General features: G+C 72.7%; 19 protein-coding genes. 13 read left to right on the top strand and 6 right to left on the bottom strand.

Going from position 1 to position 20,175, the window contains the following annotated elements; translation table 11 throughout:
• The 7 genes from QUG92_RS15390 to QUG92_RS15360 all read left to right on the top strand — a co-directional run bounded on the left by QUG92_RS15390 (nucleotide 1) and on the right by QUG92_RS15360 (nucleotide 6,586).
• Nucleotides 1–1,050, top strand: a complete 1,050-nt coding sequence (locus QUG92_RS15390; protein WP_289459842.1) for a LacI family DNA-binding transcriptional regulator — start codon at nucleotides 1–3, stop codon at nucleotides 1,048–1,050.
• Between the two features lie 88 nt (nucleotides 1,051–1,138).
• Nucleotides 1,139–2,401 carry a sugar ABC transporter substrate-binding protein gene (locus QUG92_RS15385; RefSeq protein WP_289459841.1) on the top strand — a complete coding sequence of 421 codons (1,263 nt, stop codon included), beginning with the start codon at nucleotides 1,139–1,141 and terminating at the stop codon, nucleotides 2,399–2,401.
• Nucleotides 2,398–3,360 carry a carbohydrate ABC transporter permease gene (locus tag QUG92_RS15380; protein WP_289459840.1) on the top strand — a complete coding sequence of 321 codons (963 nt, stop codon included), beginning with the start codon at nucleotides 2,398–2,400 and terminating at the stop codon, nucleotides 3,358–3,360. The genes QUG92_RS15385 and QUG92_RS15380 overlap by 4 nt, the downstream gene beginning before the upstream one ends.
• On the top strand, nucleotides 3,350–4,270 hold the full coding sequence (locus tag QUG92_RS15375) for a carbohydrate ABC transporter permease (protein ID WP_220456199.1): 921 nt from the start codon (nucleotides 3,350–3,352) through the stop codon (nucleotides 4,268–4,270). The genes QUG92_RS15380 and QUG92_RS15375 overlap by 11 nt, the downstream gene beginning before the upstream one ends.
• Entirely contained in the window at nucleotides 4,267–5,583 is a 1,317-nt protein-coding gene (locus QUG92_RS15370; protein ID WP_289459839.1) for a family 1 glycosylhydrolase, read from the top strand. Before QUG92_RS15375 ends, QUG92_RS15370 begins: the two co-directional genes overlap by 4 nt.
• Nucleotides 5,584–5,628: 45 nt before the next feature.
• On the top strand, nucleotides 5,629–6,156 hold the full coding sequence (locus QUG92_RS15365) for a hypothetical protein (protein WP_411469351.1): 528 nt from the start codon (nucleotides 5,629–5,631) through the stop codon (nucleotides 6,154–6,156).
• Between the two features lie 31 nt (nucleotides 6,157–6,187).
• Nucleotides 6,188–6,586, top strand: a complete 399-nt coding sequence (locus tag QUG92_RS15360) for a hypothetical protein (protein WP_289459838.1) — start codon at nucleotides 6,188–6,190, stop codon at nucleotides 6,584–6,586.
• Between the two features lie 45 nt (nucleotides 6,587–6,631).
• On the opposite strand, the gene QUG92_RS15355 is transcribed toward QUG92_RS15360, so the two are convergent.
• From QUG92_RS15355 to QUG92_RS15345, 3 genes are all read right to left on the bottom strand, one after another.
• On the bottom strand, nucleotides 6,632–8,065 hold the full coding sequence (locus tag QUG92_RS15355) for an FtsX-like permease family protein (RefSeq protein ID WP_289459837.1): 1,434 nt from the start codon (nucleotides 8,063–8,065) through the stop codon (nucleotides 6,632–6,634).
• A 2-nt stretch (nucleotides 8,066–8,067) separates the two neighbouring features.
• A complete protein-coding gene (locus QUG92_RS15350) occupies nucleotides 8,068–8,496 on the bottom strand; it encodes a hypothetical protein (protein ID WP_289459836.1) in 429 nt (142 codons plus the stop codon).
• A gap of 108 nt (nucleotides 8,497–8,604) precedes the next feature.
• The gene (locus tag QUG92_RS15345) at nucleotides 8,605–9,021 is read right to left on the bottom strand and encodes an HIT family protein (protein WP_182046247.1); all 417 of its coding nucleotides are present in this window, start codon (nucleotides 9,019–9,021) and stop codon (nucleotides 8,605–8,607) included.
• A gap of 81 nt (nucleotides 9,022–9,102) precedes the next feature.
• Between QUG92_RS15345 and QUG92_RS15340 the strand changes: the two genes are divergently transcribed.
• Entirely contained in the window at nucleotides 9,103–10,710 is a 1,608-nt protein-coding gene (locus QUG92_RS15340) for an MFS transporter (protein ID WP_182046246.1), read from the top strand.
• A gap of 7 nt (nucleotides 10,711–10,717) precedes the next feature.
• On the opposite strand, the gene QUG92_RS15335 is transcribed toward QUG92_RS15340, so the two are convergent.
• Nucleotides 10,718–11,239, bottom strand: coding sequence for a GNAT family N-acetyltransferase (locus QUG92_RS15335; RefSeq protein WP_289459835.1), 522 nt, complete (start codon nucleotides 11,237–11,239; stop codon nucleotides 10,718–10,720).
• 78 nt (nucleotides 11,240–11,317) lie between these two features.
• On the opposite strand from QUG92_RS15335, the gene QUG92_RS15330 reads away from it, so the two are divergent.
• The 5 genes from QUG92_RS15330 to QUG92_RS15310 all read left to right on the top strand — a co-directional run bounded on the left by QUG92_RS15330 (nucleotide 11,318) and on the right by QUG92_RS15310 (nucleotide 16,716).
• A complete protein-coding gene (locus QUG92_RS15330; RefSeq protein WP_289459834.1) occupies nucleotides 11,318–11,593 on the top strand; it encodes a hypothetical protein in 276 nt (91 codons plus the stop codon).
• 279 nt (nucleotides 11,594–11,872) lie between these two features.
• Nucleotides 11,873–14,647, top strand: coding sequence for an alpha/beta hydrolase (locus QUG92_RS15325; RefSeq protein WP_289459833.1), 2,775 nt, complete (start codon nucleotides 11,873–11,875; stop codon nucleotides 14,645–14,647).
• A gap of 35 nt (nucleotides 14,648–14,682) precedes the next feature.
• Nucleotides 14,683–15,180, top strand: coding sequence for a hypothetical protein (locus QUG92_RS15320; RefSeq protein ID WP_182046242.1), 498 nt, complete (start codon nucleotides 14,683–14,685; stop codon nucleotides 15,178–15,180).
• Nucleotides 15,181–15,250: 70 nt separating this feature from the next.
• A complete protein-coding gene (locus QUG92_RS15315) occupies nucleotides 15,251–15,811 on the top strand; it encodes an RNA polymerase sigma factor (protein ID WP_069712936.1) in 561 nt (186 codons plus the stop codon).
• Nucleotides 15,808–16,716: a hypothetical protein gene (locus QUG92_RS15310; RefSeq protein ID WP_289459832.1), complete on the top strand. Its 909-nt coding sequence runs from the start codon at nucleotides 15,808–15,810 to the stop codon at nucleotides 16,714–16,716. Before QUG92_RS15315 ends, QUG92_RS15310 begins: the two co-directional genes overlap by 4 nt.
• Before the next feature lie 235 nt (nucleotides 16,717–16,951).
• Here the strand turns inward: QUG92_RS15310 and QUG92_RS15305 are convergent, their stop codons facing one another.
• On the bottom strand, nucleotides 16,952–19,216 hold the full coding sequence (locus tag QUG92_RS15305) for an FdhF/YdeP family oxidoreductase (RefSeq protein ID WP_289459869.1): 2,265 nt from the start codon (nucleotides 19,214–19,216) through the stop codon (nucleotides 16,952–16,954).
• A 38-nt stretch (nucleotides 19,217–19,254) separates the two neighbouring features.
• Nucleotides 19,255–20,130, bottom strand: a complete 876-nt coding sequence (gene fdhD, locus QUG92_RS15300; protein WP_069712938.1) for a formate dehydrogenase accessory sulfurtransferase FdhD — start codon at nucleotides 20,128–20,130, stop codon at nucleotides 19,255–19,257.
• Between the last annotated feature and the right edge of the window lie 45 nt (nucleotides 20,131–20,175).

The following is a 20,175-nucleotide window of genomic DNA, read 5'->3' as shown; positions in this document are numbered from 1 at the left end:
GTGTCCAAGTCCGTGACCCTGAAGGACGTCGCCGCCGCGGTCGGGGTGACCTCGGCCGCCGCGAGCATGGCACTCTCCGGTCACGAGCGGATCAGCGAGAAGACACGGGCCGCCGTCAAGCAGGCTGCCGACGAACTCGGCTACGTGCCGAGCTCGGCCGGACGGGCCCTGCGCAGTCAGCGCGCCGACGCGGTCGCCCTCATCGTGCCGAACTCGTCGACGCACGTGTTCGGCCACCTGTACTTCATGCACGTGCTCACCGGCATGTCGACCGCGGCGAACGCCCACGACGCCCAGGTGATCGTCTCCACGAACGCCGACACGTCCTCGGGCGGTGTCGCGTACGAGCGGGTGATGCGGTCCCGGACCGCCGACGGTGCGATCGTCACCAGCGCCGCGATCGACGACGACCACGTGCAGACCCTGGTCGCGAGCGGGTTGCCCGTGGTCCTCATCGGCAACTACCCGCACCTGGAACGTGCCGTGTCGGTCGGCATCGACGACGTCACCGCGACCGAACGGCTCGTCGAGCACCTGGTCACCGTGCACGGCCGACGTCGGCTCCTGCACGTGACCGGCACGCTCGACCACCAGACCGGCATCGACCGGCGCGACGGGTTCCTCCGGGCCGCGGACACGCACGGACTGTCCGACGTCGCCGTCGTCGAGGGCGACCTGTCCGAGGCGTCCGGCGCCGCGGCGGTCGAGCAGGTCCTGGCGTCCGGCGCCGAGCACGACGGCATCGTCTTCGCCAACGACGACATGGCCGTCGGGGGCCTGCGGGTCCTGCGCCGAGCAGGCATCCGAGTACCCGACGACGTCTCCGTGGTCGGGTTCGACGACTTCGGACTCGCCCGGGTCACCACCCCGGGCATCACCACCGTGCGGGTGCCGGCCGAGGAGATGGGGCGCATCGCCACCGAGCGCCTCTTCGACCTGGTCGACCGTCGCACCCCCAGCACGACGGGGCAGCACACCGAGCTGCCCGTCGAGGTCGTCCTCCGCGGTTCCTGCGGCTGCGACGACGACGCGAGGTCCCCCGCCCCCTGAGCTCATCCTCTCCCCATCCACCACAGCGCACCGTCCGACACCGAACACCGACCCGCGCACCCCTGCGACGCAAAGGAGCGTTACAACGATGAAGCACACGCGCACGACCCTCGCGGTCGTCTCCGGGGCCGCCGCCCTCGCCCTCGTCCTGACCGGCTGCTCGGCCGGGGGATCCGCGAGCACGAACGGCCCCGTCACCCTGAAGGTCTGGACCGGCTTCACCGGCGGCGACCGCCCCGGCTACGCCACCATCGTGCAGGACTTCGAGAAGGCCCACCCGAAGATCAAGGTCGACATGACCGTCCAGCCCTGGGACACCATCCAGCAGAAGCTGCCGTCCGCGTGGCTCACCGGACAGGGCCCCGACGTCGCCGCGGTCAGCTCGGACCCGAACGCCGTCGCGCAGTACGTGAAGACGAACTCGGTGCTGCCCATCACGATGACCGGCAGCGGTGACAGCAAGATCAACACCGCGCAGTTCGCCCCCGGGACGGTCGACGAGTTCACCTACGACGGCAAGCTCTACGGCGTCCCCGCGAACTTCGCGACGCTGAGCCTGTACTACAACAAGAAGCTCTTCCAGGAAGCCGGCATCGCGAACCCGCCGACGACCGTCCAGGAGATGGCGGCCGACGCGAAGCAGCTCACCACCGGTGGGAAGTACGGCATCGCGCTCGCCGACAACCAGACCATCCAGATGTGGCCGGTCCTGCAGTGGCTCGAGGGCGGCGACATCGTCACGGGCAAGGGCTGCAGCGCCGTCCAGACGAGCGCGTCGAAGCAGGGCCTCGAGACCTGGGGTGACCTGGTGGCGAAGGACGGGGTCAGCCCGGTCGGGCTCACCGGTGCCGAAGCCGACTCGCTGTTCTCCGCCGGCAAGGCCGCGATGGAGATCAACGGACCGTGGGCCGCGTCCGGGTACGAGAGCGCCGGGATCGACCTCGGCATCGTGAAGGTCCCGGTCGGCGTCGACGGCAAGTCGAGCACGCTCGGGTCGATCGCGCCGCTGTCGATCTCGGCGAAGACGAAGTACCCGGAGCAGGCGCAGCAGTTCCTGGCCTACTGGACGTCGAAGACCGCGCAGCAGAAGTTCTCGCTGCAGACCGGCTTCCCGCCGCTCCGCACCGACCTGACCGACGACGCGAAGCTGCAGGCCGACCCGACGGTGTCGGTGTTCGCGAGCCAGGTCGGCGACGCCCGGCTGTACCTGCCGCACGTCGAGAACGCCACGAAGGTCGACTCCGACGCCTACGTGCCGATGATCGGCAAGATCACCCGCGGCACCTCGGTCGCCGACGCGACGAAGGAGGCCGCGTCGACCATCGACGGCCTGACGGGTTGCAGCAAGTGACCGACCAACTCCTCGGGTCGGCCCCGTCACGCGGTGCGCGTGACGGGACCCCCGCCTCCGCCACCGGCCGGGAGGCGCGCCCCACCCGCCGTCGAGCGCGCCGCTTCCAGCCGGCCTGGCTCTTCATGGCGCCGTCACTGCTCATCCTCGGCGTGTTCGTCCTGTTCCCGATCCTCCGGTCGCTGTACTACTCGTTCTTCGACTGGACGGTGGGCGCCGCATCGCAGCAGTTCGTCGGCCTCGGGAACTACGTGCAGCTCACCCGCGACCCGCAGTTCTGGAACGCGCTGCGCGTGACGCTCGAGTACACGGTCGTCTCCGTCGTCCTGCTCGTGGTGCTCGGCTTCGTGGCCGCGCTCCTGCTGCAGCGGGACACCCTGCTCAACCGGATCGTCCGGTCGGTGTTCTTCTTCCCGACCATCGTGTCGCTCGTCACGATCGGCCTGGTCTGGAAGTTCCTGCTCGACCCCGACATCGGGCTCGTCGGCGGCCTGACCGCACTGTTCGGGCTCCCGAGCGTCGCCTGGCTGCAGTCCACCTCGCTCGCCCTGCCGACCGTGATCCTCGTGTCGGTGTGGAAGAGCATCGGCTTCGCGATGATCCTGTTCATCGCCGGGCTCAAAGGCGTCCCCGCAGAACGGTACGAGGCGGCCGAGCTCGACGGCGCGAACCGCTGGCAGACGACCTGGCGCATCACGCTGCCGAGCATCCGCCCGACCCTGCTCTTCACGTCGATGATCCTGACGATCCAGTCGTTCCAGGTCTTCGACCTCGTCTACGTGATGACCGGCGGCGGACCCGTGTTCGCCACCGACTCGCTCGTGAACCTGCTCTACCGCGACGGCTTCGTCGACTACCAGACCGGCTACGCGTCGGCCATCTCCTGGGTCCTCTTCGTGATCATCATGCTCATCTCGCTCCTGCAGCTCCGACTGTTCCGCTACGACGATGTCGACTGACGCGCTCACCCGGCGACCGCCCGTGGCGGAGCCGACCCGTGCCTCCCGGCCGGACCCCGACCGACGCGCCCGGCGACACGGTCGTCGGAGCGGCCTCGTCGTCACCGGCTCCGTCCTGAAGTGGGTGTACCTCGGCATCGGGCTGGTGTTCGCGCTCGTGCCGTTCGTCTGGATGGTGAGCGGGTCGTTCCGGTCCGAGGCCGACCTGTTCGGCCACCCCGCCTCGCTGTTCCCGACGAGCATCACGCTGCACGGGTACCAGGGGGTGTGGTCGCAACTGCCGTTCCTGCGGTTGCTGCTCAACTCGTTCGTGTTCACCGTCGTCACGACCGTGCTGACGCTGCTCTTCGACTCGATGTGCGCGTACGCACTGGCCCGCATGCGGTTCGTCGGGCGGAACGTGGCGTTCGTGCTCGTCATCGCGACGCTCATGGTGCCGTTCCAGGTGACGCTCATCCCGGTGTTCGTCGAGCTGTTCCACCTCGGCTGGTTGAACACCTACCAGGGGCTGATCATCCCGCGGGCGACGAGCGCGTTCGGGATCTTCCTGTTCCGGCAGTTCTTCATCGACATCCCGCCGGAGCTCGACGAGGCGGCGCGCATCGACGGCGCCGGGCACTGGCGGATCTACTGGCAGGTGATCCTGCCGCTGGCGAAGCCCGCGATCGCGACCGTCGCCGTGCTCAACGGCATGGCCCTGTGGAACGACCTGCTCTGGCCGCTCGTCGTGAGCACGTCGAACGACATGCTGACGCTGCCCGCCGGACTGACGCTGTTCGGCGGGGCGCACGTGACCGACCACGCGGTCCTGCTCGCCGGTGCGGTGATCTCGCTGCTGCCGATCGCCGTCGGGTTCTTCTTCGCGCAGAAGTACTTCGTCGCCGGTGTCGCCACCTCGGGGCTGAAGTGACCGGCCCGTCCGCCTTCGCCCGCGGCACGTTCACCTGGGCGCTCGGCATCGAGGACACCTGCGTGCACCCGCCGGCCCGGTTCGCGATGGCGCCGCTCGACGAGCACGCGCTGACCGGGCACGACCGAGCGTGGCGGAGCGACCTCGACGCGGTCCGTGACCTCGGCGCCACGGCGCTGCGGTACGGCGTCGACTGGCCCCGTGTGCACCTCGGACCCGGCCGCTTCGACTGGTCGGAGCTCGACGAGCGCCTGCCGCACGCCGCGGCCGGCGGGGTGACGGTCATCGCCGACCTGGTGCACTACGGCACACCGACGTGGCTCGACGACTCGTTCGCCGACCCGCGGTACCCGGCGGTCGTGGCCGAGTTCGCGGAGGCCTTCGCCCGGCGGTACGCCGGTGTGGTCGACCACGTCACCCCCCTCAACGAACCGATCACGACGGCCTCGTTCGCCGGGCTGCGGGGCGTGTGGCCCCCGGGCCTCACCGGGTGGGACGGGTGGACCCGGGTGGTGCTCGGCATCGTCGACGGCATCCAGCGGACCGTCCGCGCCGTCCGGGCGGCGAACCCGCAGGCCGTGATCGTGCACGTCGAGGCGAGCACGCTCGTCCGACCGGTGGACGGCGGCACCGCGGTGGTGGCGGAGGCAGCCCTGCTCGAGCTGCTCGGGACCGTCCCGACCGACCTGGTGCTCGGACGGGTCACGGCGGAGCACCCCGCGCACGACTGGCTCCTCGGCCACGGGGCGACACCCACCGCGCTGCGGGCGCTGGTGGAGGGCGCGGTCGCCGTCGACCTGCTCGGCGTGAACTACTACCCGGACCTCACGCCGCGGCAGCTCACTCTCGAGGACGGCCGGGTCGTCCAGCACGCGCACGACCGGTGGACCGCCGGGCTCGTCGAGGCCCTCCGTCGGTTCGACGACCGGTACGGGATCCCCATGGTCGTCACCGAGACCTCGATCGAGGGCGACGACGACCGTCGCTCGGCCTGGGTAGCGGACGCAGCCGACGCGGTGCGCGGGCTCGTGGCGGACGGCGTCGACCTGCGCGGGTTCACCTGGTGGCCGCTCTTCGACTTCGTCGACTGGTCGTACGCGGCGGGTGGGCGGAACGTCGAGGAGTTCGTGCTGCCGGCGGACGTCGTGGCCGACCGCGCGGCGAGCGACCGGAAGACGCCGTACCTGCGCCGCATGGGGCTCGTCCGGCTCGAGGAGGCGGCGGACGGAGTGCTCGACCGTGTGCCGACCCCGGCGGCGGAGCGGTTCCGGGAGCGGGCGACGGCCGAGGTCGGCGCGGCACGGACCCCGTGACCGGCTGACCCTCGGTGCGACCGCCGCGCTCGCCGTGGGTGCGGCATGATGCTCGGTGACCGGTTCCGCGTGGCACCGGCCGAGGACGGCGGTGGACGCACCGCCCCTGACGAGGGAGTCGAGATGGGGACCGTGTTCAGCGAGGCGGAACGCGCCGCGATGCAGCAGGCCGCCGACGAGCGCCGGGCGACGAGGGGTCTGAAGGGTGCGGCGAAGCGGGACGCCGAACGCGAGGCCTGCACCGTCGCCATCGAACAGCTGACCGGCTTCGACCGGACCCTGGCCTCCCGGTTCCACGTCCTGGTGACGGAGGTCGCGCCGCACCTCGACCCGAAGACCTGGTACGGCTTCCCGTCGTACGCCCGGGACGGCAAGGTGGTGACGTTCGTGCAGCCGGCCGCGAAGTTCGGGTCCCGGTACGCCACGGTCGGGTTCCAGCAGGACGCGGCGCTCGACGACGGCGCGATGTGGGCCACCTCGTACGCGGTCGTCGAGTGGACAGACGGCGTCGAGGAGCGGCTCCGCGACCTCGTCCGCCGGGCCGCGGGATCCGACCCGGGCGAGGACCGGTGACGGCGGTCGGCTCCGGTCGGGGCGGCGACCGGTGACGGCGGTCGACGAGGGCCTGCTGTACGACCTGTGCAGCCGCGCGCGGATCGTGCAGGTGCGGTCCGTGTCGTCGGAGGCCGGCCTGCGCGGGCTGACGGACCTCGTCCGACGCGCGACGGGGTGCACGGACACGTACTCCCACGAGCGCGTCGCCGCGATGATCGAGTCCGCACCGCGGCCCGTCGGGTTCCGGTACGGAGTCGAGCGCGTCGAGCGCGTCAGCACCGCCCGGACGACCCCGCCGGAGTCGTGGTCCGAGGACGAGCGGCACGACCACCGGGCCGCGCAGGACGCGTTGCTCCGCGCGGTGGGGCGGGACTCCGGCGAGCCCGTCGCCGGACCGCTGGGGATCGCGCGGAACGTCGTGGAGCAGCTCCTGCTCCGCTGGTTCTAGCGCTCGCACCGCCGCAGCCGCCCGGCCGCCCCGGCCCCGCTCCGCCTACTCGTACCGGAGCGCCGCCACCGGGGCTGCCCGGACGGCCCGTGCGGCCGGACCGAGCGCGGCGGCGAGCCCGGTCGCCGACGCCCCGACGAGCACGACGACCACCAGCCACCCCGGCACGACGGGGGCGATGAGCGTGGCACCCTTCGTGGCCCCGAGCAGCGTGTACGCCCCCGCCCAGCCGTAGGCCGTGCCGAGCAGGACGCCGAGCACGACGGCCACGGCGATGGTGATCGCCGTCTCGACGAGCACGAGCGCGCGGACCTGCTGCCGGGTCGCGCCCACCACCCGGAGCAGGCCGAGCTCACGGCCGCGTTGCGCGATCGTCAGCGCGGTGACCGCGACCACGCCGGCGGCGGCGATGACCCCGGCCGCGCCGACGAGACCGGTGAACATGACCGCCAGTTGGTCGAACTGCTCCTCGATGCCGCGGTAGTACTCCGGGTCGCCGGCGGCCTGCTGCGAGAGCATGCTCGCATACGTCGCGAAGCCCACCGCGAACGTCGCCATGAGCGTGACGGCGATGAGCAGGCCGACGGTCGCACGGGCGGTCCGCCTCGGTGCACGCAGGGAGTTGCGCGCGGCCATGGCGGGGATGACCGAGCGGGCGGTCGCGGCAGCCACCAGGCGGAGGACGGCGGGCAGCAGGACCGGCGACGCGACGACGACCCCCGTGAACGACAGGGCACCGCAGCCCACGGCGAGCAGCAGCGCGTCGACGGTCGACGCCCCGAGGACGACGGCGACGCCGAGTCCCGTGGCGCCCGACAGGAAGAGCGCCGCGGCGGTGACCGTGCGACCCACGGACCGGGTCGTGCCGGGCGGCGGCTCGACACCGGACTCGAGCGCGCGCAGCGGCGGGATGGCGAGGACCGCCCGCGAACCGATGCGGAACGCGAGCGTGGTGATCGCGGCGACGAGCAGCCCGACCGGCAGGAGTGCCGGCGGCGCGAGCACGCCGAGCGGCGGGAGCGTCCCGGCCGCGGCGGCGACGGAGAGGGCGGCGTCGGCGACGAGCGTGCCGAGCACGGTCCCGACGACGGCACCGACGAGTCCGCTGACCAGACCGGTCCGGGTCACCTGCCGGCGGAGCCGGGCGCCGGTCGCGCCGAGCAGGCGTTGCAGGGCGAGGGACCGGGTCTGGCCGGCGATCACGGTCGCGCAGGTGTTCGACGCGACGACGGCGCTGACGTACAGCGCGACCCCGATGAACACCCACGCCACGACGGGCAGGATGAGGGCGACCGTGGCGCTCGACCCGGTGCGGTCCCCGAGCTCGACGATCCGCCGTGCGGCGGCCGCCCCGGTCACCACCAGGGCGCCGAGCCCGGCGGACAGTGCGGCGACCGAGACGGTGGCGGGGTCCTCGACGAGGAGCCGGAACGGGAGGCGGTGGTCGCCTCGCCGACGCCGGCCGCGGTGACGGGGCACGCTCAGGACCCGCCGTCGCCCGGGTTCGGCGTCCACGCGACCCAGCGGTCGCCCTTCGCGGTCATCGACCAGCCGCCGCACTGCAGCACGGACGTCGCCTTGTAGACGTCGGGCGCGCCGTCGGCGTCCATGGTCGGCGCCGACTTCCGCGGGGTGGTCCGGCAGCCGTCCGCGGTCACGCCGGCACGGCTCGTGAAGACCAGCGTCGTCGGTGCGGTGTCGGAGGGGCCGCCGCCGGTGCCCGTCACGGAGGTGATCGCCGTCGCGTCGTCCGGCAGCCACGCGGGAGCGGACTCCAGGTCGGCGCGGCTGGACGCCTCGGAGGTCAGGCGGTCGTGCGCGGCGTCGCCGAGGGCGGAGCAGCCGGTCAGGGCGACCGCGGCGAGCGCGAGCGCGCCGACGGTCAGGACGGTCGTGGTGGTGCGGGGCATGTCGGGCCTTTCGTGGTGTGTGCTCTGATCACATCGGACCGCGCCGGCGCGGGGATCGGCTCAGAGGAGGACCGTCGTGCTCCTGCGGGATGACATCGGCGGACCGTGCTACTCGAACATCGACGCGACCGCCGCGTACGGGTCGCCGTCGACGACGTGTGCCGACCGCCGCGCGGGCCAGTGCGTCGTACCGTCGTCCGACCAGCACGGCACGACGTGGAAGTGCAGGTGCGGCACGCTCTGCCCGGCGTCGGCGCCGGAGGCCTGCAGCAGGACGGTGCCGGTCGCGTCGAGGGCGCCCCGCATCGCGCGGGCCACCCGTCGCGCGAGCGCCGTGCACGCGGCGAGCGAGGTGGGGTCGGCGCTCAGCAGGTCCGCGGTGTGCGCGACCGGCACCACGAGGGTGTGCCCGGGGGCGAGGGCCGAGTCGGGCAGGGGTGCGAACGCGACCGCGTGCTCCTCGCGCTCGACCCACGTCGCGGGGGCGCTGCCGTCGATGATGCGGCAGAACGGGCAGGTGTCCATCGGCCCGGTCTGGGGCAGTGGGGGACAGCTACCGCACATCCTGCGGACCGCGGGGAGGGGTCGGCCTAGCGTGGGATCGTCATGGCAGCCGAACACCGCAGATCCGTCGAGCCCGATGGGGCTCCCACCGTCGCGCACCACACCGCGCACCACGCCGCGACCGCCGAGCACCCCGAGGCGGAGCAGGCCGAGCAGCACCCCACCGAGCAGTCTTCCACCCAGCAGGAGCCCGCCGACCGGCGCGGCGGCCCTGGGGGTGGCGGCGACGAGCCGGACCCGAACCGCTGGAAGGCGCTCGTCATCTGCCTGCTCGGCGGCGGCATCGTGCTGCTCGACGTGTCGATCGTCAACGTCGCACTGCAGTCGATCTCGAGCGGCCTGCCCGGCGCCTCGCCCGAGGCCGTGCAGTGGATCCTGTCCGGCTACGCCCTGGCGTTCGGTCTGCTGCTCGTCCCCGGCGGTCGTCTCGGCGACGCCTCGGGCCGCCGGCGGATGTTCGTCATCGGCGTCGGACTGTTCACGGTCGCGAGTGCGCTGTGCGGGTTCGCGCCGAACGGGCTCGTCCTGGTGATCGCCCGCCTCGTGCAGGGCTTCGCGGGCGGTCTGCTCACACCCCAGGTGACCGCGCTCATCCAGCAGCTGTTCCGCGGCAAGGAGCGCGGCACCGCGTTCGGGCTGTTCGGTGCCACCGTCGGCATCGCGACCGCGATCGGCCCCCTGATCGGCGGGCTGCTCATCACCGCGTTCGGCACCGAGAACGGCTGGCGCTTCGTCTTCTTCGTGAACCTGCCCGTGGGACTCGTCACGATCCTCCTGGCCTTCCGCTACCTGCCCGCCGCGGCGACGAAGGAACGCGGTCGCCGGCACGACTTCGACCCGGTCGGCATCGTGCTGCTCGGTGCCGCGGTGGTCGCCCTGCTGCTGCCGTTCGTGCAGTCGGAGCAGTGGAAGAGCAACGCGAAGTGGTGGCTGGTCGTCGCCGCAGTCGTGTTCGCCGTCCTGTTCGTGCTCTGGGAGCGCCGCTACGGCCGGACGAAGGAGCCGGTCATCGACCTCGGGCTCTTCCGCCGTCGGTCGTTCTCGCTCGGCGTCGGCCTGGCCACGGTCTACTTCGCCGGCTTCACCCCGCTGTTCTTCGTCCTGACGCTCGCGCTGCAGTCCGGCCTGCACTACTCGGCCCTGCTCGCCGGCCTGGCCTCGGTGCCCTTCGCGATCGGTTCCGGCGTCGCCTCGACGATCGGTGGACGGGTCGTGCACCGATTCGGCCGTCAGCTCATCGTCGTCGGCACGGTCCTGGTCCTCATCGGGCTCGGCGGTGTCGTGTGGGTGGTCGCGAACCACTACGGACCGAACCTCGGCTGGTGGCTGGTGCTGCCGCTCCTGGTCGGGGGCATCGGCTCCGGGCTCACGATCTCGCCGAACCAGACGCTCACGCTCTCCGAGGTCCCGGTGGAGCAGGGCGGCTCGGCCGGCGGTCTCATCCAGGTCGGCGCCCGCGTCGGGTCGGCGATCGGCATCGCGGCGGTCGGCAGCGTCTTCTACTCGGCGCTCGCGAGCACGAAGGGCGACTACGCGCAGGGGCTGCCGCTGGGGCTCGGGGTGTCCCTGGCGTTCGTCGCGGCCGCGCTCGTGGCGGGCATCGTCGACGTCGTGGTCGGCAAGGTCCGGCACACGGAGGCGACCGTCTGACCAGCCGTCAGTCCGCAGTCGGGAGGCGGTACTTGAACCCCACGTGCGAGTCGACGAACCCGAGCCGCCGGTAGAACCGGTGCGCGTCGACGCGCGCGGCGTCCGAGGTCAGCTGGACGAGGGACGCCCCGAGCTCGGGCGCCGCGCGGTCGACGACCCAGCGCATCAGCGCGCCGCCGATCCCGAGGGACCGACGGCTGCTGGCCACGCGGACCGCCTCGACCAGCAGCCGGGTGCTGCCGCGACGGGCCATGCCGGGAATGCGTGTCAGCTGCAGGGTCGCGACGACGGAGCCGTCGGCGTCGACCGCGACGAGGAGGTCGTTACCGGGGTCGCGGATGACCTCGTCGAGCGCCGACGCGTACGCCCCGACGTCGTCCGTGGCCGCCGTGTCACCGCGTCCGGCACTCACCGGGTCGTCGGCGAGCAGCCGCACGATGGCACCCAGGTCGTCCGACGTGGCGCGACGCAGGACCGTCGCCCGGTCGGGGACCTCGAGCGGGGCGGGGAGACTGAGGTGTTCGATCACGGTGACCAGTCTGGTCGGCGACCGGGTCCGGCGCTCCCGACGAGCGACGTCCCGCCTGCGCACCGGTAGCCTGCCCGGATGCGCTCCCGCCTCCGCCGACAGACGCCCGCGCTCGTGCTGGCCGCCCTCGCCGTCTGCGCGGTCGTCGTCGCCGTGCTGGCCGAGCGGACCGCGTGGCCGCTCGCACCCGCGTTCCCGTGGGCGCACTCCGGCGACTTCGCGCTCGTCGCGACGCGCAGCCAGTTCGACGCGGCGCAGGCCGCCCGGGTGGTGGCCTGGTGCTCGGCGGCGCTCGCCGGGGTGCTCGTCCTGGCGTCCGTGGTCGCCGCCCTGGCGCGCCGCCGTCGGTCCTGATCGCAGCCGTCACGGCGACCCAGCAACACGGCGGCACGGGGCGGACGGGAGGCGCGGCGCCGGCCCGGCACCGCGCCTCCCGTCCGTCGCGTCGCCCCCTCTGTCAGGCCAGCTGGCCGGACGGCGGGCGCGCGTCATCCCGCAGGATGATCCGCGGGGTGCTCCGCGCCCCCTAGGTTTCGGACAGCGGGGGCGTGTCCCCGCGGCCGAGCCAGGGAAGGCACCGTGACCCGACACACGAAGCGATCGTCCGCGATCCGATCCGCCACCGTCCTCGCGGTGACCGCCGTCCTGACGGGCGTGCTCGCCGCGCCCGCCCATGCCGCCCCCGCGGACGCGGCGGCGGTCGCCCCCGTGGCGCAGGGCGACGACTGGAGCGTGACCCCCTCCGCAGGCGGCTACGACGTCACGCTCGACCTCGATGCACCGTTGCCGATCCGGGCCGCGGCGCCCGTGCTCCTGGTCGACGGACACGACGTGGGCGTCGGCCGGACGAGCCTCGACCAACGACGGGTGACCGTGACCACCACCGACCCCGCGGTGGCCCGGGCCGACGACGTGTCGCTCGCGTGGACGAGCGACGTCGACCCGTCCGCGCCGTCGGGCACACCGCAGCCGGGTGCACCGCAGACGGTCGCCCCGCAGGCCGCGCCGTCCGGAACCCCTGCGCCGTCCGGGACCCCTGCGCCGTCCGGGACCCCTGCGCCGTCCGACGCTCCTGCGCCGAGCGACGCGGATCCCGCAGCGGCCGGCCCGTACACGGTGGCGCGCGCCGACTACGACCTCGGCGACCAGGTGGAGACCCTGCGCGGCTTCGGGGGCAACCGCAAAGGCGAGATGCGCGCCGCGGTGTTCCTGCCGGAGGACGCCCCGGGGAAGCGTCCGGTGGTCGTGTTCCTGCACGGCCGGCACGAGGCCTGCGTGGGCGGGACCCCGAGCAGCGCCGGGTGGCCGTGCGGCCGTCGGCAGACCGAGATCCCGAGCTACCGCGGCTACGACGCCGCCGCGACCGCGCTGGCGAGCAACGGCTACGTCGTCGTCTCGGTCTCCGCGAACGCGATCAACGCGCTCGACGGCACGTACGCCGACGACGGCGGAGCTCTCGCCCGCGGGCAGCTCGTGCTCGACCACCTCGACCTGCTCCGCCGTGCGGACGCCGGCCACGAGCCGCGCCTGTCACCGCTGCTCGTCGGCAGGCTCGACCTCGGCGACGTCGGACTCATGGGGCACTCGCGCGGTGGCGACGGCGTCGTCCGCGCCGCCCTGCTCAACGAGCAGCGCGCGCAGCCGTTCGGCATCAGGGCCGTGATGCCCCTCGCGCCGACGGACTTCGGGCGGACGACCCTGCCCGACACGGACACCGCCGTCGTCCTGCCGTACTGCGACGGTGACGTGTCCGACCTGCAGGGCCAGCACTTCTTCGACGACTCCCGTACCGCGTTCGGGGACGACGTACTCCGTTCGTCGATCCTCGTGATGGGCGCGAACCACAACTTCTTCAACACCACGTGGACGCCGGGGAAGTACCCGCTGGCCTCGTCGGACGACTGGTGGGACGACACCGACCCGGTGTGCGGGACGTCGTCGTCGACCAGCACCCGTCTGTCCGCCGATGCGCAGTCCGCCGTCGGCACGAGCCTGGTCAGCGGGTTCTTCCGACTGACGCTCGGCGGCGAGCAGCAGTTCCTGCCGTACTTCGACGGCAGCGGACGGCAGCCGGCAGCACTCGGGTCGGCCGACCTCCGGGTCAGCGCGTCGCTGCCCGGCGCGAGCCGCCGCGACCTCGCGCTGTTCGCCGCCGCTGACCGGGCGGTCACGACGACCGGCCAGGTCACCGCGACGACGTGCGCCAGCGCCACGGACGTGCAGGCGAAGCCGGCACTGCCCGCCTGTGTCGCGTCGTCGTCGAACGCACCCGACTTCACGCCGGCCTGGCTCGCACCGGCCGTACCCGCCACCCCCTCGCTGCACGTCGTCCCGACCCGGACCCCGACCGGCGGCCAGGTGCACGTCGCGGTGCCCGCCGACCGCGGCGACCTGTCCGGGTTCTCGGCACTGTCTGTCCGGATCGCACCGGACGACGGATCGCGCACGAACGCCGACGTCACGCTGCGCGTGCGGGACGCCGCCGGGCACGTCGCGTCGCAGCGGCTCGCCGACGTCAGCCGTTCCGGGCAGCGGCTGCCCGGGTCACGGAACGCCCCGCGGAAGACCTTGCTCCAGCAGGCGCAGGTCCCGCTCACCGCCTTCACCGGCGTCGACCTGACCGCGGTGCGCGAGGTCACGGTCGACGTCCCCGCGGGCAACGGCGGCGTGTTGCTCAGCGACCTGTCGGTGCTCCCGGCGTCGTCCGTCGGGCACCCCGCCGTGGTCGACCGTCCGACGGTCCGGATCGCCGACCGCACCGTCGACGAGGGTTCCGGCCGGGGCACCGTCCGCGCCGCCGTCGTGCTCTCGCGCCCCGCGCAGCAGACCACGACCGCGTACTTCGACCTGTCCGAGGTGTACGACGAGCACCTCACCCCGACCATGCAGCCCGTGGTGTTCCGACCGGGGGAGGTCTGCAGGGCGGTGAGCGTGCCGCTGCTCGGCGACCGTCGCCCGTCCACCGCGCCGACGACCGGCTACCCGATGACCGTGAGCAACACCCAGGGCGGCGCCGTGCTCGGCGACGGGGTCGGCACGCTGACCGTCCGCGAGGACGACGGCGTCCGTGACGACCGTGGTCGCACCGTCGCCTCGGCCGTCCCCGTGGGCACGGCCGGTGACGCCTGCGCCGAGGCCACCGCGGCCCCGACCACCGTGGGGACGAGTGCAGCGACCGTGCAGCGCGGGAAGCGGGTGACCTTCAGCGCCTCGGGCTTCCGCGCCGGCGAGTCCGTGCTGTTCCGGGTCGACCAGGGCGTCGCCGGTCGTGTGACGTCGGACGGTCGTGGTCGGGTGTCCCTCGCCTGGACGGTCTCGGCGTCGACGGCGGTCGGGAAGCACGCGGTCTCCGTGTCGGGTGCGGGGTCGAAGCGCGTCGGGTCCGGTAGCTTCGCGGTGCGGAGGTGACCCGGGCCGTCCCCGGGACCGGCGGAGGGGGAAGCATGGACGACGTGTCGGAGCAGCGTGGAGCACGGCGGCCGACGGTCGTGACCGTCGCGGTCGCGATCTGGTGGACGGTGCTCGCCGTGCGGACCGTGGAGGTCGTCGTCGGGATCGTCCGGCTCGACCGCGAGGACCCCGCACTCGTGCCGGCCGGGCTGGTCGGCGCAGTGCTCGGGATCGGCTTCTGCGCGCTGCTCGCGTGGGGCGCGCTGCGCACGGCACGTGGCTCCGGGACCGCCCGGTTCTGGCTCGCGCTGGTCAGCGCCTTCGCGGTGCTCAACGTGGTGATCGCCGTCTTCGCTGCGGAGCCGAGCTGGACCGTGCTCGAGCCGCTCGCGCTCGGCGTCGCCGCGGTCCTGACCTACCTGCCCTCGGCCCGGCCGTGGTTCCCGAAGGCCGAGCGTCGGCCGCGCCGGGTCGAACCTCGGACGATCGGGTGGGACCCGCAGACCGGGGAGCGGATCACGGAGCAGCACGGGAGCGACGGCAGGGGCTGACCCGTCTGCCCGGTGACGGTCCGACACGCCGGACCGGGAACCCGTCGGCAGTCTGCGGACACCACCTGACATGAACCAGATCACGGGGGACCGGGCCGACTGGGCCCTGAGCCTCGCGGGCGACGGGCAGGCCTTCGGCAGGGTCTTCGACCGGCATGCCGCGAGGCTCCGGCGGCACGCGGTCGGCCTCGTTCCGACCTCGGCGGTCGCCGACGCGGACGACGTCGTCGCGATGACGTTCCTCGAGGCGTGGCGCCGCCGGGACACCGTCCGTTTCGTCGACGACTCCCTGCTGCCGTGGCTCCTCGTGACGGCGACGAACACGGCGCACAACGTCACCCGGTCGACTCGTCGGCACCGTGCCTTCCTCGGCCGGTTCCCGATGCCCGAACCGGCGCCGGACCCCGCAGAGCAGTTCTCCGACGGCGGCGCGGTCGCCGCGATGGGTCGGCTCTCGCTCGACGACCAGCGCGTCCTGACGCTCTGTGTGCTCGAGGGGCTCGGCGAACGCGAGGCAGCCGCCGTCCTCGGTGTGCGGCCCGGGACGGTGAAGTCCCGACTCCACCGGGCGAAGGCCCGGCTCCACCAGCGGTACACAGCCACAGCGGAACCCCTCGGAGGCGCACTGTGAACGACGACTTCTCCCCACGCCTGACCGCGATGCGCGACGCGCTCGTCGCCGAGGTCGACCGGACCGGCGCTGCCGGCACCACTCCGGTCCGGCGCCGACGCCCGACCCGGGCCACGGTGCTGGCCGTCCTCGCGGCGTTCGTGGTCGGTGGCGGGCTCACCGGCGGCTTGACCGCGGCCGCGCTCCCCGGAGCAGACCCGGACGCCGCCGTCGAGAGCCAGCTGGCGACATCCGCGCGCTACCAGGTGGAGGAGAGCAACCACGCGACGGTGCTCGGGACCCCGACCTTCCTCGTCACGCACGGCGACCGGACCATCACGCTGGACGACCGACCGCGCGGTGCCGACGCGATCACGGTGTCGTGGACGTGCCTGGACCGGGCGGACCTCCGGGTGGCGGTCGACGGGACGCGCGTGGACGTCGGCGACCCGTGCCTGCCCTCGACCGAGGACGTCGACCGCACGTCGTGGAGCATGACCCCCGTGGATGGCTCCGGCAACAGCACGGTCACGCTGTCGGGCTCCGGGCCGGCGCGCTACGCCGTGTGGGTGTCGTGGGTGCAGCGGGCGACGATCGCTGAGCCGTCGCCGCAGCAGGACGCCGAGACCGCCGACGGGGTCGTCACGCTGCAGGAGTACACCACGGCCTTCAACCGGCTGCAGGCGTGCATGGCGCAGGCGGGGCACCCGATGGGCGACGTGCCGCTCACGTACTGGTCCGACGGCCTGTGGAGCTCGACGCCGGGTGGCGACGGACCCTGGTACCAGTACACGGTTCCGGGGGGTGGGGGCGACGTATTCGACACCGACTGCTCCCCACGGGAGTTCGACGACGTCGACACGATCTGGCAGGGCGAGCACCCGATGCCGTACGAGCCACCCGTGGATCCGGCGCTGCGCGACTGACCGGCCGGCACCGCAACGGACGGGAGGCGCAGTGCCAGCTGGCACCGCGCCTCCCGTCCGACGGTCAGACCGTCCGTCGCCCGTTGCGACATTGCACTCGTCGAACGACAGCTGTTCTGTCGCACCATGCTCGTGCATCGGATGCGTGCGCATGATGCGACAAGTCCGCTGTCGAACGACAGCGGTCATGTCGCAGGACGCGTGCCGGACGGGCCGGCCTGCCCGCGCCGGCGCCTCACACCCCCGCGGGCACCGCCACCCGCGTCAACCGCACCGGCACCGCCTTCGACACCGGCGTGTTGCTGCCCTTCGCCGCGCTGTCGAGCGGCACGAGCACGTTCGCCTCCGGGAAGTACGCGGCCGCGCAGCCCCGGGCGCTCGGGTACGCCACGACGCGGTAGTCCCGCAGCACCCGCTCGACGTCGTCGTCCCACACCGTCGCGACGTCCACCCGGTCGCCGTCCTGCAGCCCGAGCTCGGTGAGGTCGTCCGGGTTCACGAAGACGACGTGCCGCCCCTTCTTGATGCCCCGGTACCGGTCGTTCAGGCTGTAGATCGTGGTGTTGTACTGGTCGTGGGCGCGCAGCGTCTGCAGCAGCAGGGTGCCCTCGGGGCGCTCGACGTGCTCCAGCTCGTTGACGGTGATCATCGCCTTGCCGGTCTTCGTGGCGAACGACCGCGAGTCGCGGGGACCGTTCGGCAGGACGAAGCCCTCCTTGCTCGCGGCGCGGCGGGAGTAGTCCTCGAAGCCGGGGACGACGTGGCTGATGTGGTCGCGGATGACGTCGTAGTCGTCACGCATGCCCTGCCAGTCGACGGCCACGCGGTCGCCGAGCGTGGCCTTCGCCAGCTCGCAGACGATCGCGACCTCGGACAGCAGGCCCGGAGCGACCGGCGGCACCTGGCCGTGGCTGCCGTGCACGGAGCAGACGGTGTCCTCGACGGAGACGAACTGCGGGCCCGCGGCCTGCACGTCGATCTCGGTGCGGCCCATCGTGGGCAGGATCAGGGCTTCGTCGCCGACCACGGCGTGCGAGCGGTTGAGCTTCGTCGACACCTGCACGGTCATCTCGGTGCCGCGGAACGCCGCCTCGGCGAGCTTCGAGTCCGAGATGGCGGCGACGAGGTTGCCGCCCATCCCCATCCAGAACTTGATCTCGCCGCGCTGCATCGCCTTGATGCCCTTGAGCGCATCGACCCCGTGCTCGCGCGGCGGCTCGAAGTGGAACTCCTTCGCCAGTGCGTCGAGGAACGAGTCGGGCATCTGCTCCCAGATGCCCATCGTGCGGTCGCCCTGCACGTTGCTGTGCCCGCGGATCGGCGAGGCGCCGGCGCCCGGACGGCCGATGTTCCCGCGGAGGAGCAGGAGGTTGATGATCTCCTTGATCGTGTCGACGGCCTTGGTGTGCTGCGTGATGCCCATCGCCCACGTGATGATCGTCCGATCGGAGCGCAGGTAGCGCTCGGCGAGCTCGTCGATCTCCTCGAGGGTGAGCCCGGTCGCGCGCACGACCTCGTCGTCGTCCACCTGCAGGACGTGCTCGACGAACGCCTCGTACCCGCTGGTGTGCTCTGCGATGAAGGCGTGGTCGACGACGGTGCCGGGGGCGGCGAGCTCGGCCTGCACGACGCGCTTCGACAGCGCCTGCAGCAGCGCCATGTCGCCGCCGAGCCGGATCTGCACGAACTGGTCGGCGATCTCGGTCCCGCGGCCGACGATGCCCCGGACCTTCTGCGGGTTCTTGTAGCGCTTCAGGCTCGACTCGGGCAGCGGGTTCACGGCGACGATCTCGGCACCGTTCTCCTTGGCGTCCTCGAGCGCGGTGAGCATCCGGGGGTGGTTCGTGCCGGGGTTCTGGCCCATCACGATGATGAGCTCGGTCTCCTCGAAGTCGTCGTACGCGATGGTCGACTTGCCGATGCCGACGACCTCGGCCATCGCCAGGCTCGTCGACTCGTGGCACATGTTCGAGCAGTCGGGCAGGTTGTTCGTGCCGAAGGCCCGGACGAACAGCTGGTAGACGAAGGCCGCCTCGTTCGAGGTGCGCCCGGACGTGTAGAACGAGGCCTGGTCGGGGGAGTCGAGCCCGTTCAGCTTGTCGGCGATGATCCGGAACGCCCGCTCCCAGCTGACCGGCTCGTAGTGGTCCTTGCCCGCGGGCTTCCAGACCGGCTCGGTGATGCGGCCCTGCATGCCGAGCCAGTACTCGGTCTTGTCGGCGAGGTCGTCGACCGAGTGCTCCGCCCAGAACGACCGCGGCACGAGCACCGGAGTGGCCTCCCACACGACCGCCTTGGCGCCGTTCTCGCAGAACTCGGCGGTCTTGCGCTTGTCCGGGTCCGGCCAGGCGCAGCTCATGCAGTCGAACCCGCCCTTCTGGTTCAGGTTCAGCATGAGCTTGGCGGCGCGCGCGACGCCGAGCTGCTCGATCGCCGGGGTCATCGAGTGCAGGACACCGGGGACGCCGGCCGCCCAGTCCTTCGGCTCGCCGACCGTCATCTCGGCGTCGGTCACGTCGTCCTTCGGGGGCTGTTCGGTCACGGTGCGCTCACTGTCTCTCGCTGGGGCTCTGCGGTGCGGGCGGGCTCGACGATCCGCTCCGGTCGGCTGTAGACGACCATGCTCTGGCCGCGCAGGAAGCCGACGATCGTGATGCCGACCTCCTTCGCCAGGTCGACGGCGAGCGACGACGGTGCGGACACCGCGGCGAGCACCGGGATCCCGGCCATCGACGCCTTCTGCGTCAGCTCGAAGCTCGCCCGCCCGGAGACCATGAGGACGGTGCCGCTGAGGGGCAGCCGTCCCTCCTTCACCGCCCAGCCCACGACCTTGTCGACGGCGTTGTGCCGCCCGACGTCCTCGCGGAGGACGAGCATGCGCCCGGTCCGGCCGTCGAACAGGGCCGCCGCGTGCAGGCCGCCGGTCTTCTCGAAGACGTCCTGGGCCTCGCGGAGCCGGTCCGGGAACGTCGCGAGGAGGCCCGGGTCGAGCACGAGGTCGTCGTGCTGCACCGCGTGCTGCGAGGTGGTCCGGACGGCGTCGATGCTCGCCTTGCCGCACAGGCCGCAGGAGCTCGTCGTGTAGAAGGCGCGCTCGAGGCTCGGGTCCGGCGCGGGGACGCCCGCGGCCAGCGTCACGTCGAGCACGTTGTACGTGTTCAGGCCCTCGTCGGTCGCGCCGGCGCAGTACCGCGCAGCGGCGAAGTCGTCACCGCGGGCGATGACGCCCTCGGACACCAGGAACCCGGCGGCGAGGTCGACGTCGTTGCCCGGGGTCCGCATGGTGATCGCGAGCGAGTTGCCGCCGACGCGGATCTCGAGCGGTTCCTCGACCGCCAGCAGGTCGTCGCGCACGGAGCGCGACGTCGCGACCGTGATGCGGGTGACGCGCTTCCGCGCGGTGATCCGGCTCATGGTCCGGGTCTACCATCCACGTCCGACTGCCGCCAGGGCGGTGCG

The organism is Curtobacterium citri, assembly GCF_030362955.1.
Lineage (GTDB): Bacteria > Actinomycetota > Actinomycetes > Actinomycetales > Microbacteriaceae > Curtobacterium > Curtobacterium citri.
The sequence above is the reverse complement of the archived record's forward strand: the minus strand, read 5'-3'. Positions and strand labels throughout refer to the sequence as shown.

Bases quoted from the DNA above. Each gene is read 5' to 3' on its own strand.
- QUG92_RS15340 (WP_182046246.1), top strand. From the start codon at position 9,103: ATGGCAGCCGAACACCGCAGATCCGTCGAGCCCGATGGGGCTCCCACC.
- QUG92_RS15330 (WP_289459834.1), top strand. From the start codon at position 11,318: ATGCGCTCCCGCCTCCGCCGACAGACGCCCGCGCTCGTGCTGGCCGCC.
- QUG92_RS15345 (WP_182046247.1), bottom strand. From the start codon at position 9,021: ATGGACACCTGCCCGTTCTGCCGCATCATCGACGGCAGCGCCCCCGCG.
- QUG92_RS15365 (WP_411469351.1), top strand. From the start codon at position 5,629: ATGATGCTCGGTGACCGGTTCCGCGTGGCACCGGCCGAGGACGGCGGT.
- QUG92_RS15315 (WP_069712936.1), top strand. From the start codon at position 15,251: ATGAACCAGATCACGGGGGACCGGGCCGACTGGGCCCTGAGCCTCGCG.
- QUG92_RS15305 (WP_289459869.1), bottom strand. From the start codon at position 19,216: ATGACGGTCGGCGAGCCGAAGGACTGGGCGGCCGGCGTCCCCGGTGTC.
- QUG92_RS15350 (WP_289459836.1), bottom strand. From the start codon at position 8,496: ATGCCCCGCACCACCACGACCGTCCTGACCGTCGGCGCGCTCGCGCTC.
- fdhD (WP_069712938.1), bottom strand. From the start codon at position 20,130: ATGAGCCGGATCACCGCGCGGAAGCGCGTCACCCGCATCACGGTCGCG.
- QUG92_RS15375 (WP_220456199.1), top strand. From the start codon at position 3,350: ATGTCGACTGACGCGCTCACCCGGCGACCGCCCGTGGCGGAGCCGACC.
- QUG92_RS15320 (WP_182046242.1), top strand. From the start codon at position 14,683: ATGGACGACGTGTCGGAGCAGCGTGGAGCACGGCGGCCGACGGTCGTG.
- QUG92_RS15385 (WP_289459841.1), top strand. From the start codon at position 1,139: ATGAAGCACACGCGCACGACCCTCGCGGTCGTCTCCGGGGCCGCCGCC.